The sequence below is a fragment of the Micromonospora sp. SH-82 genome, from assembly GCF_051132485.1.
GTDB lineage: Bacteria > Actinomycetota > Actinomycetes > Mycobacteriales > Micromonosporaceae > Micromonospora.
Window position 1 is genome coordinate 3382042 of sequence record NZ_CP148049.1, and the last position, 13717, is coordinate 3395758.

General features: G+C 72.2%; 16 protein-coding genes. 7 read left to right on the forward strand and 9 right to left on the reverse strand.

Features of this window, described 5'->3' with window-relative positions:
• Positions 1 to 47: 47 nt before the first annotated feature.
• On the reverse strand, positions 48 to 608 hold the full coding sequence (locus tag WHN02_RS15490) for an RBBP9/YdeN family alpha/beta hydrolase (RefSeq protein ID WP_434739448.1): 561 nt from the start codon (positions 606 to 608) through the stop codon (positions 48 to 50).
• Between the two features lie 131 nt (positions 609 to 739).
• Between WHN02_RS15490 and WHN02_RS15495 the strand changes: the two genes are divergently transcribed.
• Complete coding sequence (locus WHN02_RS15495) at positions 740 to 1180, forward strand: VOC family protein (protein WP_434739449.1); 441 nt, start codon at positions 740 to 742, stop codon at positions 1178 to 1180.
• 195 nt (positions 1181 to 1375) lie between these two features.
• On the opposite strand, the gene WHN02_RS15500 is transcribed toward WHN02_RS15495, so the two are convergent.
• From WHN02_RS15500 to WHN02_RS15515, 4 genes are all read right to left on the reverse strand, one after another.
• Positions 1376 to 2608, reverse strand: a complete 1233-nt coding sequence (locus WHN02_RS15500; RefSeq protein WP_434739450.1) for an RCC1 domain-containing protein — start codon at positions 2606 to 2608, stop codon at positions 1376 to 1378.
• A gap of 141 nt (positions 2609 to 2749) precedes the next feature.
• Positions 2750 to 3109, reverse strand: coding sequence for a fluoride efflux transporter CrcB (crcB, locus tag WHN02_RS15505; protein ID WP_434739451.1), 360 nt, complete (start codon positions 3107 to 3109; stop codon positions 2750 to 2752).
• Entirely contained in the window at positions 3106 to 3603 is a 498-nt protein-coding gene (locus WHN02_RS15510) for a FluC/FEX family fluoride channel (protein ID WP_434739452.1), read from the reverse strand. Before WHN02_RS15510 ends, crcB begins: the two co-directional genes overlap by 4 nt.
• An 80-nt stretch (positions 3604 to 3683) precedes the next feature.
• Positions 3684 to 4169 (reverse strand): helix-turn-helix domain-containing protein, encoded by a 486-nt coding sequence (locus WHN02_RS15515; protein ID WP_434739453.1) that lies wholly within the window; start codon positions 4167 to 4169, stop codon positions 3684 to 3686.
• A 53-nt stretch (positions 4170 to 4222) separates the two neighbouring features.
• Here WHN02_RS15515 and WHN02_RS15520 point away from each other — a divergent pair, with 53 nt between their 5' ends.
• Positions 4223 to 4714: a zinc-binding dehydrogenase gene (locus WHN02_RS15520; protein ID WP_434739454.1), complete on the forward strand. Its 492-nt coding sequence runs from the start codon at positions 4223 to 4225 to the stop codon at positions 4712 to 4714.
• Positions 4715 to 4801: 87 nt separating this feature from the next.
• Positions 4802 to 5005 (forward strand): hypothetical protein, encoded by a 204-nt coding sequence (locus WHN02_RS15525; protein ID WP_434739455.1) that lies wholly within the window; start codon positions 4802 to 4804, stop codon positions 5003 to 5005.
• 80 nt (positions 5006 to 5085) lie between these two features.
• Here WHN02_RS15525 and WHN02_RS15530 read toward each other — a convergent pair whose 3' ends face one another.
• Positions 5086 to 5904 (reverse strand): NAD(P)H-binding protein, encoded by an 819-nt coding sequence (locus tag WHN02_RS15530; RefSeq protein WP_434739456.1) that lies wholly within the window; start codon positions 5902 to 5904, stop codon positions 5086 to 5088.
• Positions 5905 to 6003: 99 nt separating this feature from the next.
• Here WHN02_RS15530 and WHN02_RS15535 point away from each other — a divergent pair, with 99 nt between their 5' ends.
• Positions 6004 to 6969 (forward strand): helix-turn-helix transcriptional regulator, encoded by a 966-nt coding sequence (locus tag WHN02_RS15535; protein ID WP_434739457.1) that lies wholly within the window; start codon positions 6004 to 6006, stop codon positions 6967 to 6969.
• Positions 6966 to 8180 carry a winged helix DNA-binding domain-containing protein gene (locus tag WHN02_RS15540; protein WP_434739458.1) on the forward strand — a complete coding sequence of 405 codons (1215 nt, stop codon included), beginning with the start codon at positions 6966 to 6968 and terminating at the stop codon, positions 8178 to 8180. Before WHN02_RS15535 ends, WHN02_RS15540 begins: the two co-directional genes overlap by 4 nt.
• A gap of 8 nt (positions 8181 to 8188) precedes the next feature.
• On the opposite strand, the gene WHN02_RS15545 is transcribed toward WHN02_RS15540, so the two are convergent.
• Positions 8189 to 9064 carry a helix-turn-helix domain-containing protein gene (locus WHN02_RS15545; RefSeq protein WP_434739459.1) on the reverse strand — a complete coding sequence of 292 codons (876 nt, stop codon included), beginning with the start codon at positions 9062 to 9064 and terminating at the stop codon, positions 8189 to 8191.
• A gap of 103 nt (positions 9065 to 9167) precedes the next feature.
• Here WHN02_RS15545 and WHN02_RS15550 point away from each other — a divergent pair, with 103 nt between their 5' ends.
• On the forward strand, positions 9168 to 9893 hold the full coding sequence (locus tag WHN02_RS15550; protein ID WP_350895589.1) for an Atu4866 domain-containing protein: 726 nt from the start codon (positions 9168 to 9170) through the stop codon (positions 9891 to 9893).
• Between the two features lie 20 nt (positions 9894 to 9913).
• Positions 9914 to 11248 (forward strand): amidohydrolase family protein, encoded by a 1335-nt coding sequence (locus WHN02_RS15555; RefSeq protein WP_434739460.1) that lies wholly within the window; start codon positions 9914 to 9916, stop codon positions 11246 to 11248.
• Between the two features lie 136 nt (positions 11249 to 11384).
• Here the strand turns inward: WHN02_RS15555 and WHN02_RS15560 are convergent, their stop codons facing one another.
• Together WHN02_RS15560 and WHN02_RS15565 are read right to left on the reverse strand one after the other, a co-directional pair.
• Complete coding sequence (locus tag WHN02_RS15560; RefSeq protein WP_434739461.1) at positions 11385 to 12056, reverse strand: hypothetical protein; 672 nt, start codon at positions 12054 to 12056, stop codon at positions 11385 to 11387.
• Between the two features lie 198 nt (positions 12057 to 12254).
• On the reverse strand, positions 12255 to 13526 hold the full coding sequence (locus WHN02_RS15565; RefSeq protein ID WP_434739462.1) for a glycosyltransferase family 2 protein: 1272 nt from the start codon (positions 13524 to 13526) through the stop codon (positions 12255 to 12257).
• Positions 13527 to 13717: the final 191 nt, after the last annotated feature.

Below are 13717 nucleotides of genomic sequence, written 5' to 3' on the forward strand. Positions count from 1 at the left end.
GAGCCCGGGTCCCGCGACGCGCCCCGGCGGCACATCCAGAAGGGGTGTCAGCGGCGTGGTGGTGTTCCGGGGTGGGCGAGTGACCGGACCAGACGTTCACCATCGGGCCACGGGCCGAACCCGGTCTTGGAGTCGAGATGTCCGACCGCGCCCGCGTCGAACAACTCCGCCCCCCAGTCCCGGGCGTACGCCTCGAACTGCTCGAAGGTGCTGTACGGGTCGTTGCGGCTGGCGACCAGGATCGAGCGGAAGGGCAGCGTCTCCCGGGGCACGTGGTCGATGACGACATCGACGGCCTCGCCCGGGGCCGGACTCCATCCTGGATCCAGGTGCGGCGGCGTGACCAGCAGGGCGGCTTCCACGGGACCGGTGTGGTGGCGGGCCCAGACGGCGACGGTCAGACACCCCGCGCTGTGCGCCACCAGGATCGCCGGTTCGGCGTCGGCGGTGACGGCGGCGTGGAGGGCGGCGACCCGTTCGGCGGCGACGTACGGTGGTCCGGGCGGTTCCGGCGCCCAGTGGAAGTCCGGGTGGTCGGTGACCCAGCGGTGTGACCAGTGTTCGGGGTACGGCACTCCGCGCCCGGGCACGACCAGGTAACGGGTCATGACCGGAGGGTAGCGCGACCTTCCCGGACTCGTTGACCCGATGGCGACCGGCCTGTCCGGTCGACGTCGACACCGCAGAACACCGACCGACGGTGGACGCTGGGTCGACACGACACGACGGGAGTGCGGTCATGGCCCGGATACGACGCTTCGACCACATCGGGATCACGGTGGCGGACCTCGATGTGGTGACCGCCTTCTTCGTGGCGCTCGGCCTGGAGGTGGAGGGGCGGGCGTTCGTCGAGGGCGAGTTCCTGGAGACGGTCTGCGGCATCCCCGACTCGCGTACCGAGATCGTCATGCTCAGGTCGCCGGGTGACGGCGGCCGCCTGGAGCTGGCCAGGTTCGTGCGTCCGGACTCCGTGCCGGGCTCGCCGACCGCCATGCCGAACGAGCTGGGACTGCGCAACGTGTCCTTCGAGGTCGACGACCTGCAGGCCGCCGTCGACTGGGCGGCGGGCCAGGGGTACGGCCTGGTCGGTGGCATCGGCGAGTACGAGGGTGCCTGGCGGATGGCCTACGTCCGGGGGCCGGAGGGGATCATCGTGTCGCTGGCCGAGTGCATCGGCTGAGCGGCGCTGCCCTCGGGTCTGCCGTCGGCGGTGTCCACACCGGCCTGCAATTTCCCGTCCGCACCGGCCTGCGGGTTGCCGTCCGCACCCGGCCTGCCGGCCCCTGTCGGCAGGCGTGCACCGGGTCGACAGCGCCGTGGGGTCGGCCCGTGCCGCCGCCGTCACCAGCGGCGGCACGGGGACCGACGGTGCCGGTCAGGCCGGCAGGGTCACCTGCACCGGGGTCGACCGGCCGGTGGTGGTGCCGTCGCCGAGTTGCCCGAGGAAGTTGTCGCCCCAGCACCACAGGCTGCCGTCGGTGCGGGGAGCGCACGCGTGGTAGGAGACGGCCACGCCGTCGGTCCAGGTCGTGGCGGTGCCGACCTGGGTCGGAGCCGGTCGGTGGGCGGTGGTGCCGTCGCCGACCTGCCCGTAGGTGTTGCGGCCCCAGCACCACAGGCTGCCGTTGGTACGCGTCGCGCACGACGTGTCGATGCTGGTGTCTACCTTCGCCCAGGTGGTCGCGGTACCGACCTGGAGCGGGGTGGTCTGGAAGCCACTGCCCCCACCCACCTGGCCGTACCCGTTCTCGCCCCAGCACCACAGGGTTCCGTTGGTTCGGACCGCGCAGGTGTGTACGTATCCGGCGGTCACCCCGCTCCACGTGGTCGCGGTGCCCACCTGCGTCGGCGTCGCCCGGAAGTCGAGGATGCCGAGACCGAGCTGCCCGTCGGAGCTGCTACCCCAGCACCACAGGGTTCCGTCGGTGCGGGTGGCGCAGCTGTGCGCGTACCCGGTAGTGACGTTCGCCCAGGTGGTGGCGGTGCCGACCTGCAGCGGGGTGGTGGACAGCAGGGGGGTCGTCCCGGTGCCGAGCTGCGTGTGACCGTTCAGGCCCCAGCACCACAGGGTGCCGTTGGTCCGGATCGCGCAGGTGTGGTTGTTGCTGGTGCTGACGTTGGCCCAGGTGGTGGCGGTGCCGACCTGCACGGGGCTGGTCCGGCCCGTGGTCGTCCCGTCGCCGAGCTGCCCGTTGTTGTTGCCGCCCCAGCACCACAGGGTGCCGTCGGTGCGTACCGCACAGGTGTTGCTCTTGCCGGCGTCGATCCGCGCCCAGGTGGTGGCGGTGCCGATCCGGACCGGACCGGACCGGGTCGTGGTGGTCCCGTCGCCGAGCTGCCCGTTGAAGTTGTTGCCCCAACACCAGAGCGTCCCGTCGGTACGGATCGCGCAGGTGTGCAGGTCACCGGCGGCGACCCGGGACACCGGGGCGGCGGCGACCGAGACGTTCGAGGTGCCCGGGTCGGCCGGGCCGGTGCCCGCCACGGCCGTCCCTGCCGTCAAGCCGAGGGCGAGGACGACCGCCCCGATGGAGGCCACCGTCGCGGTGGCGGTTCGGGCTGCCCGCCGCCACCGGGTCCGCAGCCGACCCTCCTGATGTTCGTTCATGTCCTTCTCCCCAGACATCGTTGAATCTGCAGACTGGAGGCGGCGTTGCCCCGGCAGGTCGTCGGCGACCTGTCACTTCGTCGTGATCAGACTCTACATCGATATACATCTACGTGGATCGGTGTGGAAGTATCGGGGCGGTCAGGCGACGACGGAGGCCAGGAACACGCCGACGTACACGGCTCCCAGTCCGGCCCCGATCGAGACGACGATGTTGACGGCAGCGTGGAACCAGGCGCCGCTCTGCGCCAGGCGCAGGTTCTCGTAGCCGAAGGTGGAGTAGGTGGTCAGCGTGCCGCAGAAGCCGGTGCCGACCAGCGCCGCCACCGCAGGGTCGGCCGGTGACGCGATGAGGAAGCCGAGCAGCAGCGACCCGGCGACGTTGACTGTCAGCGTGCCCCAGGGGAAGTCCGACCCGAGACGGGCCTGGATCATCCGGTCGGTGAGATAGCGCAGCGGCGCGCCGACGGCGGCCCCCAGCAACACCAAAAGTATCGTCACCGGTTCTCCTGCCCGCCGCGACGCCGTGCCGTACGTCGACGGATCAGCCGGCCGGTCACGCCGACGCCGGCCCAGACCGCCGCCAACGCCGCCACCAGGGTGGCCGCCAGGTAGAGCAGACCCACCCCGGCCCGCCCGGCGGCTACGGCCTGCTGGATGTCGACGACGTAGGTGGAGAAGGTGGTGTACCCGCCGAGTACGCCGACACCGAGGAACGGGCGCAGCAGCCGCCCGGAGCCCACCCGGGTGACGACTGCCATGAGTACCCCGATGAGCAGGCACCCGGAAACGTTCACCACCAGGGTGGCCCAGGGGAACTCGGCGGGCGTGTGTGGCCAGGCCACCCCGAGGCCGTGGCGGGCGGCGGCACCGAGCATCCCGCCGACGCTGACGGCGGCCAGCACCGGGATCGGGCTGGGGTGCAACTCGACACGTTCGGCCGTCACGGTCAGGTCGACGTCGGGGTCGACCGGGCTGGGGGAGGGCTCGCTCACCCGGCGGTTCCTTCCTTCATCGATCGTGCGGGCGGCGAGGTGGTACGGCCACTCGCCGCTGAGCAAAGCGGTGAGGCACCTCAGTCTCGCTCCGAGAACCGCCAGTCCCATGGCCGGCGCGCCGACGGGGTCGTCGGACAGGAGGCTGACGAGCCCGGAGACGAGCGCGAACGTGAATCCGAAGACCGCACAGCGAAGACCATCGACAGCAGGGCGACCAGGAAGAGGGAGAGCCACCGGTTGGCGCGGAGCGTGGTGCGCGGTCGGGCGGCCCGGGGCGGTCGCGTCACCGCCCTTCGGTGCTGCTGCCCGTAGCCTCCTCGTGGCCGGTCGTCGCCGCCCAACTGGCGAGCAGGTGCAGCGCGTCCGAGGCGGGGGTTGGCGTTGGCGGCGCGGGCCAGGTCGTACAGGTGGGAACGCTCGGCTTCGTCGAGTTGCAGGGCCCGGCAGAGCGCGTCCAGGACGTTGTCGGAGACCCCGGACAGGTTGCCGCGTTCCAGCCGGGTGTAGTAGTCGGGGCTCACTCCGGCCAACAGCGCCACCTCTGCGCGGCGCAGCCCGGTCACCCGACGGGTGCCCCCGAAGTCCGGCAGACCCGCCTTCTCGGGGGTGATCCGGGTTGCACGCGGTCCTGGCCGCGAAGCAGCTCGGCGCGGAGCGGATCATCGCGATGAGTCGGCACGCCGACCGGCAGAGACTCGCCGTCGAGTACGGGGCCACCGACGTGGTCACCGAGCGCGGCGACGAGGGGGTCGCGAGGGTGAAGGAGCTGACCGGCGGGTACGGCGCGCATTCGGTCGTCGAGGCGGTGGGCACCCAGGAGTCGATGATGCAGGCGATCCGTTCCACCCGTCCCGGTGGCCACGTCGGGTATGTCGGCGTCGCCCACGGCGTGGAACTGCCCGGCATGGAGTTGTTCTTCTCCGGCGTACACCTGCATGGTGGCCCGGCCCCGGTGCGCCGTTTCCTGCCCGACCTGATCGACCTGATCTGGCGGGGGGAGATCGACCCCGGGCGGGTCTTCGACCTCACGTTGCCGCTCGACGAGGCCGCGCAGGGGTACGCGGCGATGGACGAACGCCGCGCCATCAAGGCTCTGGTCAGGCCGTGACCGCGACCGCCGGTGTCTGCCCCCGTCGTCTCGTGGACCACGCGGTACGTCTGTCCGGTGGGGCGGTCGAGGGCGTAGATTCCCTGGATGCGGGGCGCGGGCGTGACGGTGACGAGAACGGGTTGGATCCTGGCGGGGGTCGGCTTCCTGCTCTGGGCTCTCTCGCCGCTGCTGTCGGTCGTGGGCGGCCTCGACCTGGACGTGAGCCTCTTCCTCGGTTCCACAGCGTTGCTTCCGTGGTTCGCGTACCTGAGCAGTAGACGTCCCGAGGGTCGACGGCCCACGCCGTAGCTCCACCTGACCGACGAGTCAGGTGTGGCCGGGGCCTCGCGGCCGGGCCGGAGTGCCGCGCGGCTCCCCAGGCCGGACGCTCAGTCAGCGGCCCGGAACAGCTCCGCGTTCTCCTGTGCCCAGAGGGTGAAGGTCCGGGCGGGACGCCCGGTGACGGCCTCGACGGTGGGCAGGACGACGCCGGCGGCCTCGGGCGGGTCGGTCGCGAGCTGGATGCCGAACTCCACGTAGTCGTCGTCGTAGCCGTGTCCCTTCAGCCGGGCACGTTCCTCGTCCTCGGTGAGGTGGACGAGGGTGATGTCCCGGCCGGTGACCTCCGCGAGGATCCGTACCCGTTCGGCGGGGGTGAGGGCCTGCGGCCCGGTCAGCGGGTAGCTCCGCCCGCCGTGTCCGTCTTCGGTGAGGGCGTGTGCGGCGACCGCGGCGATGTCGGCCTCGTGCACCACGGCGCTGGGGAAGGTGGCGAGCATCGACACGGTGCCGGCGGTACGGATCTCGTCCGCCCACTCGCGGGCGTTGCCCATGAACTCCTTGGGCTGCACGACCGTCCAGTCGATGCCGCCGGCGGCGAGGGCGCTCTCGACGCCGGTCGGGGACCAGCCGCCGAGCACCGTCGCCCGTCGGATTCCGTATCGCTCGGCCAGGGCGACGAGGCCCGGGCCGTTGGTCAGGTCGTCGTCGCCGCCGAAGGTGATCAGGTGAACGGCGTCGACGCCGTCGAAGGCGGGGCCGAGCGTACCGACGTCGCTCAGGTCACCGGCGACCACGTGGACTCCGGCCGGGAGACCGGCGCTCGCGGGTCGGCGGGTGAGGGCACGGACCTCGTGGCCCGCTTCGTGAAGGTGGGTGACGAGGTGTCGTCCGACGGTGCCGGTGGCGCCGGTGACGAGAACACGCATTGTCGTGATCCTTCCGGTGGTGACTGACGGGTGCGGCCGGCACCATCCTCGGCACCGTTGTGGCCGCCATACGGCCACAAGCCGGGATAGGTTCGCGGCATGTCCACCGGCACCCGGGCCCTCGAACTGCTCGGCCTCCTCCAGGGCCGACGTCGCTGGCCCGGCGGTGAACTCGCCCGCCGCCTCGGCGTCAGCCGACGCACGCTCCGGCGCGACGTCGACGGCCTCCGGGCCCTCGGCTACCCGATCACCACGACCCGGGGAACCGGCGGCGGCTACCAGCTCGGCCCCGGCGCGTCACTGCCTCCGCTGGTGCTCGGCGAGGACGAGGCCGCCGCAGTGGTCATGGGCCTCAAGGAGATCGCCTCCGGTGGCCATCCCCTGTCTGCCCAGGCGGCGATCGGTGCGATGGCCAAGATCGTCCAGGTGCTTCCGGTACGCATCCGCCGCCGCGTCGACAGTCTGCGGACCATCACCACCCCGGCGGCGGCAGGTCACCGGGCCGGCATCACCGACGTCGCGGCGTTGACGACCGTGGCCCTCGCCTGCCGGGACGGTGAGGCGCTGAGGTTCACCTACCGGGGACGAGACGGTGCCGTCTCCGACCGGGCCGTCCACCCGCACCGGACCGTCGGCGTCGACAACCGCCTCTACCTCGTCGCCTGGGACCTCGACCGGGCCGACTGGCGTGTCTTCCGCATCGACCGGATCGACTGCCCGGAGCGCAGCGGCCGGACGTTCGCCCCCCGCCCGCTACCCGAACCCGACCCCGTCGAGTACGTACGCGGCCGGATCAGGTCGATACCGGCGAGATACCCGATCCGCGCCACGGTCCAGGCCCCCGCCGAACGGGTCAGGCGGGAGATCGCGCAGTACGGGACGGTGGAGCCCGTCGACGACACGTCGTGCGAGGTCCGCATCCCCGCCGACTCGCTCGACTGGGCGGCGTTCTGCCTCATGGCACTGCAGGCCCCACTGGTCGTCCACGGCCCACCGGAGGCCGTCGACCACATGCGCAGCTGGGGTCGACGGCTGATCGCCGGGACGGAAGGAGGAACGCCGTGACGCAGGTGAGGGACGCCCGGGGCAGGTCGGTGACGGACGAGGAGCGTCGGGCGCGGCTGGGCGTCAGGCACGCCCTGGCCCGGTCGGCCACCGTGACGTCACCGGAGGAGGCCGCTCGGGCGGTCGTCTGCCTGCACGCGACCGAACCGCCGAGCGTGCACCTGTCCTGCTGGGCACGCAGCGAGGACGTCGGCATCCAGGACGTCGAACGGGCGCTCTACGACACGCGGTCCCTGGTCAGGCAGCAGGCCATGCGGGAGACCCTCTTCGTGTTCCCCCGCGACCTGGTTCCGGCCGCCTGGGGGAGCGCCTCCGCCCGGGTGGCCGCAGCCCACCGCAGGCGGCTCGTGAAGGACCTGGAACGCTGGGGGCCAGTGTCGGAGGGACAGGGCACCGCCTGGTTGCAGGCCGCGGAGCAGGCCGTCCTGAACCATCTCGCCGACGGGGTGCCGCGCTCCTCGACCCGTCTGCGGGAGGAGGTCCCGGAGGTCGGCGGGGTCATCGTGCAGGCCCCCGACAGGACCTGGGGTGGCAGGATCGCGATCGCCCCGAGGGTGCTCGCCCAGCTCGGCATGGACGGGCTGGTGGCCCGGGCGGGCAACGCGGGCGACTGGTACACGAGCCGCCCCACCTGGACGACCACCGCCCGGTGGTGGGGGCACGAGGTACCCGACGCCCTGGAGGCCCGACAGGGTTACGCCGAGCTGGTACATCGGTGGCTGTGGTCGTACGGCCCCGGCACCGTCGAGGACGTCGCCTGGTGGCTCGGCGGCACCAAGACCGCCGTGCGTACCGCCCTCGAAGACCTCGGAGCCCAGAGCGTGACCCTGGACGACGGTGCGATCGGCTGGCTACGAGCGGACGACCTCGACCCGGTCACCGCCCCCGAACCCTGGGTGGCGCTCCTGCCGTTGCTCGACCCCACGGTGATGGGCTGGAAGGGCCGGGACTTCCTCCTCGGTCCGCACGGACCTCAGCTGTTCGACAGCGTCGGCAACGCCGGGACGACGGTCCTGGTCGACGGGCGGGTCGTCGGTGCCTGGGTGCAGGACGGGCAGGGCGCCGTGGAGCTGAGACTGCTGGAGAGCGTCGTCCCGGCGGCACACTCCGCCCTGCGGGCGCAGGCGCGCAGGCTCACCGAATGGTTGGACGGCCGACGGGTCTTCACCGTCTACCCGTCACCGGCCATGCAGCCCTCGGCCCACCGCTGACCCCGCCGTCACCGGTTCCGGCGGGGCAGACCGTCGGAGCGCCCCGACCCGGTGTCGGCGTCGCGCCGGTCGGTGGCGGCCAGCATCCCGAGCAGCCGCAACGCGTGGGCGTCGCGGCTGTGCGGCTCCGCCCGGTACACGACCAGCTGCTGACCGGCGTGCCCACGTACGTCGAACGTGCTGTACGCCAGGGTCAGCTCACCCACGGCACGGTGCCGGAACGTCTTGGCCTCGTGGGTCTTGCCCCGGACCTCGTGGCGCCGCCACAGCCGGCGGAACGTCTCACTCGCCGACTCCAGTTCGGCGACGAGGCCCCCGGTCCGCCGGTCGGTCGGGTCGTGACCGTGGGCGAGCCGCAGGTTCGCCACGCACGTCTCGGCGGTGCGCTCCCAGTCGGCGAAGAAGGTCCGCCCGACCGGGTCGAGGAAGGTCATCCGGGCGAGGTTGTCCCGGGCGGCGAAGTCGGCGAACAGTGCGGCGGCGATGGCGTTGTGGGCCAGCAGGTCGAGCCGCCGGTTGAAGACGAACGCGGGCAGGTCGGGCCAGGCGTCGAGTAGTTGCCGCAGCCCCGGGTCGACGTGCTCCACTGCGGGTGTGGGTGGTCCGCCGAGCGGGACCCCGGCGAGTCGGAACAGGTGCTCGCGGGCGTCGGCGTCGAGCCCGAGGGCGCGGGCGATCCCACCCAGCACCGACGCCGACGGATGCCGTTCCCGGCCCTGTTCGAGCCGGGTGTAGTAGTCGGCGCTCACCCCGGCGAGCACCGCCACCTCCTCCCGGCGCAGGCCTGCCACCCGGCGGACCCGGTGCGAGACCAGGCCGACGTCCTCCGGCTGGATCCGGTCCCGCCGGGCGGCGAGGAATCTTCCCAGTTCGTTGGCGGTCATGCCCACCACGCTAGGCGGGGTGCGACGCCGTCAGCCAGGGTGCGGCACACCCCTGACGAACCCACCCTGGTCGGTTCCGGCGGCGACGCCGACGGTGGATGGCATGACCCGATCCATCCTGAACCAGGACGTCCTGGCGGAGATCGACGCCGACAGTCGGCGTCCGCTGATGTTCGTCAACGCCACCATCCACACCCTCGACCCGCTGATCGGTGACCTCACCGGCGCGGACCTCCTGCTCGGCGGTGACGTCGTCGTCGGAGTGGGCCCCGGCCTGCACACCGCGGCCGGCGACGACAACGCCGTCGTCGTGGACTGCACCGGCCTGACCATCGTGCCCGGCGTCACCGACCACGTCGCCCGCGCCGGCCTGCGGAGCCGGGCCGCCGACCGGGTCGGCACCCTCACGCCCGGAAACCCGGCCACCTTCGCGGTGCTCGCGGTCGACCCGGGGGAGACCTCGTCGCTTGACCGGCTGATCTGGCGGTACGAGCAGGCAGCCGCAGTGGTCGTGGACGGCCGCGTCCACGCCGTCGACGGACGGCGGCTGGTCACCGAACCTCCGGTGACCCGGGACCCGGGACAGCCGCGTCAGGTCGAGAGCCGACACCTCGGGATGTGGATCGACCAGACCGGCTTCGTGCACCAGGAGTTGACCGCCGACGGCCGGTACGACGAGACGCGCGGCGGCCGACCGCACGCGTACCAGGGGTCGTTCTGGATCGAGGGCGACCGGATCGTCTACCTCGACGACCTGGGCTTCTGGGCGTACGGCCAGTTCACCGACGGGGTGTTGCACCACGCCGGTTACGTCTTCCACCGCCGATGACCACCACAGGAGACCCCCACATGATCCTCTTCACCGGCGGCACCGTCGTCACGATGGACCCCGACGTCGGCGACCTGGCCCGGGGCGACGTGCTTGTCGAGGGCGACCGGATCCTCGCCGTCGGGGCGGACCTCGGTTCCCACCCGGGTGCCGCCCACGCCAGGATCGTCGACACCACCGACCGGATCGTCGCCCCCGGCTTCGTCGACACCCACCGGCACGCCTGGCAGGCCCAGCTGCGGCGCAGCATCCCCGACGTGACGGACCTGGGCGCGTACGTGGTGTCCACCCTCGGTCGGCTCGCCCCGGCGTACACCCCGCACGACATGTACGTCGGCACCCGCCTGGCGGCGTTGACCGCCCTCGACGCGGGCATCACCACGATGCTGGACTTCTCGCACAACTCCCGCAGCGCCGCCCACTCCGACGCGGCCGTCGAGGCCCTGTCGGACACCGGTCTGCGGGGTGTGCACGCCTCCATGGGGCCACACTTCGGCGACTGGGACCGGCAGTGGCCCGCCGACCTGGGTCGGCTGCACACCGCGTACCACGGTGGCGGGGACGGGCTGGTAACGCTCAGGTTGGCCGCGTTGGCGACCGACGAGATCGCCGGACCCCAGCTGGCGTACGGTCCCGAACTGGCCGCCGTCGCCCGGGACCTGGGCATCGGTGTCAGCATCGACGCGGTCTTCGGCGCGGCCTCGTCGGCCGCGATCCTCCGCTGGGCCGACGCCGGTCTGCTCGGCCCGGAGGTGACGCTCATCCACGCCACCGGGCTCACCGCCGAGGCGTGGCGGGCGATCGCCGACACCGGCACGACGGTGTCGCTCGCGCCCACCTCGGACGCCCAGATCGGACTGGAGACCGCGGTGCCGGCGATCGACGAGGCGCTCGCCGTCGGCGTCCGCCCCGGACTCAGCATCGACGTCGAGGTGGCCCTGGCCAGTGACATGTTCACCCAGATGCGGGCCCTGCACACGGTCCAGCGGATGCGTGCGGTCAACGCGGCCTACGGCACCGACACCGTGCCGGAGCGGATCACCACCCGGGACGTGCTGGACTTCGCCACCCGGCAGGGGGCCCGGACCGTCGGTCTGGGGGAGGTGACCGGTTCGTTGACCCCGGGCAGGCAGGCCGACCTGGTGGTCGTGGACGCCGCGGCCGTGAACAACATGCCGCTCAACGACGCGGTGGGCACCCTGGTCCTCGGGGCCGACGCCCGCAACGTGGAGATGGTGTTGGTGGCGGGGCGGTTCCGGAAGTTCGCCGGTGAACTGGTGGGGGTCGACCTGGACGAGCTCCGGGTGGAGGTCGCCGCCTCGCGGGACGCGGTCCTGAAGGCCGCCGACCGCTGAGCGGTGCTCGCCGCCGCCGGCTGCCGAGGGGGGGTCGGTGGCGTCGACTGCTGAGCGGTCCTTGCCGCCGCCGGCCACCGAGGGGTGGTCGGCGGCGGTGAACCGCCCGTCAGGAGTCCTGGCCGGGGGTGCCGACCTACGCCGGTGGCTCCCCACCGGGGCGGGCGGCGACTTCACCCCTCCACAGGGCCACCGCCAGCCAGACCGATCCGACAGCGACGATCAGACCGTGCGCGACCCGGATGGCCGCAGGCGTGTAGAACTGCGGCAGGAAGAGCGCGAAGCCGAGTGCGAAGCCGACGCCGCCGGCACGTGACAGCACACCCGAGCGCCAGACCGCGACGGCGGTGAGGATCGCCGACACCCCGAACGCGAGCAGGCCGATTCCGAACGTGGTGACCGGGACGGGGTGGTACCGGACCGTGTCGACCAGGTCGAGCAGGTCGACGGGCTGGCCTGCGGCGGACGTGGTGGCGATGGCGTGCAGGCCGAAGGTCTCGGCACCGTAGTAGGGCAGGACGAGTCCCACGCCGATCCAGCCGGTCACGACGGCGGCGAAGGCGAGTCGCTCGGCCCGGGTGTGCCTGACCACGTCGCGTACGGCGAGCAGGCCCAGCGTCACCAGGACGAACCCGATCATGGCGAACAGGTGCGAGGCGACCCACCAGCCGGAGGTCATGGCCCGGGTCGCGCCGTCGACCGTCGACTCGTCGTGCCACGGCCGGGTGGCCGGGTAGAGGGCGAACAGGACGCCGGCGACAGCGAGGGCGAGGGCACCGAACCGGGGGCGGGAGGGGGGAGTGGGCACGTGTTTCTCCAGCGTCGGTGATCGGGTGGCGACGTCGACGCCCGGCGTGACGGCCGAGCACCGATGGCTAATTGCCATAGCTGAAAAGCTACGTGCATTAGCTGAGTTCGTCAACGCGAGGGGCTGACGCCTTCGTCACCTCTCCGCCCCGACGCTCACCCGTCGGTCCGGCCTGCCTCGGCCGGGTCCGGTCTGGGACTAGCGACGTCTGATCCGGATCACCCAGGCGTGGTCGCCGTCGTGGATCACCTCGCTGTCGGTGTGTCCGCGCAGCATGTCGCAGAGGTGGTCGGGGCAGTCGACCAGACCGAGGTCGTCGGTGGGCAGCCCCTTGGATCCGCCGAGGTAGACGGCCCGGGCCACCCGGAGGCTCTCGATCACCATCTTGGACAGGTGCTCGGGTGAGGCGATCCGCCACACGTCCAGGTTGAGCAGGTCGGCGAAGCGGTCCCCGGGATAGGGCAGGCGCAGACCGATCAGGCCGGGTGGGGCTTCGGCGGGTGGCCGGTGGTCGACCAGTTCCGTGCCGGGGTGCGACGCCATCCGGTCGGCCAGCCCGATGCCGATCCCCAGCCGCCCCGGCTCCTGCCGGTGCGGCAGTGCGGCGAGGATCTCGTCGAGAGCGGCCCGGTTGTCCCGGTCGTGCAGGGATCCGAGCCGTTCCAGGTACGTCGGGAGGGCCGCGTTGACGCCGAGTGGCCCCTCCTTGTACAGCTCCACCTCCATGGTGCGGTGCTTGTCGATCATGTACGGGAGGATCCCGTCGGCCTCCGCCCAGTTGCTCAGGGCGTTGCGGAAGTGCGGGACGTGGTGGCAGAGGGCGAGCGGGTCGAAGTGGAAGTGGCCCGGCTGCCGACCCGCCGCGAGGAAGAGTCGGTAGGAGAACTCGACGTCCTCGTGCCCCCACCTGACGAAGCGTTCGTCGAATCCGCCGAGGGCCCGGATCTGCGCCGTCGGCACCGACATGTGGTGGCTGTATCCGAAGATCCAGGGGGCCGGACTGTCGGAGAAGGTCTCCGGGTCCAGGCCCCACCGGTAGCGCAGGTCGGTGTGGTAGGCCGACGGGGGCGGGGGGCGGGTCGGGTCGTGCACCGCCCGCCAGTCGTGTTCGATCCGGGCACCCAGCAGGACCTTCTCCGGATGGTCGATGTGGAACCGGGCGTGCCGCCCGACCAGTCCGGGGTCGGCCAGGGAGTCGGCGTCGAGGAGGACGATCCGCTCACCGGTGGCCTCGGCCACCCCCCGGTTACGGGCGGCGGCCCGACCCAGGTTCACCGGCAGGCGGACGAGCCTCAGGTCGAGCCGGTCACGGTAGGTCTCGACCAGGGACTCGACCTCGTCCCGGGAGTCGTCGTCGACGATCACGACCTCGAAACGGCCGGCGTCCGGGTCCTGGGCCGCCAGGGCGCCGAGGCTCAGGTCGAGTGCCCGGACCTGCCGGAAGTACGGGATGACGACGCTGAGGGTCACTGTCGCTGGCCTCCCACACCGCACCGAGGGATGCGGATCGCTGTTGACCGGCCGGTCGGGCCCGACCGGGGAGGCCGGGTGCGCAGGACACGCCACATTCGTCCGGTGTGGAGACCCGGCCTGTCGTCGTACGGCCCGCCACAGCATAGACGGGCTCCGCTGGACCGGGGGGCCGTGGAGCGTACCGAGGA

Excerpts from the sequence above, each read along its gene's own strand:
- WHN02_RS15545 (WP_434739459.1), bottom strand. The coding sequence starts at position 9,064 with ATGACCGCCAACGAACTGGGAAGATTCCTCGCCGCCCGGCGGGACCGG.
- WHN02_RS15525 (WP_434739455.1), top strand. The coding sequence starts at position 4,802 with ATGCGGGGCGCGGGCGTGACGGTGACGAGAACGGGTTGGATCCTGGCG.
- WHN02_RS15500 (WP_434739450.1), bottom strand. The coding sequence starts at position 2,608 with ATGAACGAACATCAGGAGGGTCGGCTGCGGACCCGGTGGCGGCGGGCA.
- WHN02_RS15535 (WP_434739457.1), top strand. The coding sequence starts at position 6,004 with ATGTCCACCGGCACCCGGGCCCTCGAACTGCTCGGCCTCCTCCAGGGC.
- WHN02_RS15490 (WP_434739448.1), bottom strand. The coding sequence starts at position 608 with ATGACCCGTTACCTGGTCGTGCCCGGGCGCGGAGTGCCGTACCCCGAA.
- WHN02_RS15495 (WP_434739449.1), top strand. The coding sequence starts at position 740 with ATGGCCCGGATACGACGCTTCGACCACATCGGGATCACGGTGGCGGAC.
- WHN02_RS15555 (WP_434739460.1), top strand. The coding sequence starts at position 9,914 with ATGATCCTCTTCACCGGCGGCACCGTCGTCACGATGGACCCCGACGTC.
- WHN02_RS15530 (WP_434739456.1), bottom strand. The coding sequence starts at position 5,904 with ATGCGTGTTCTCGTCACCGGCGCCACCGGCACCGTCGGACGACACCTC.
- WHN02_RS15550 (WP_350895589.1), top strand. The coding sequence starts at position 9,168 with ATGACCCGATCCATCCTGAACCAGGACGTCCTGGCGGAGATCGACGCC.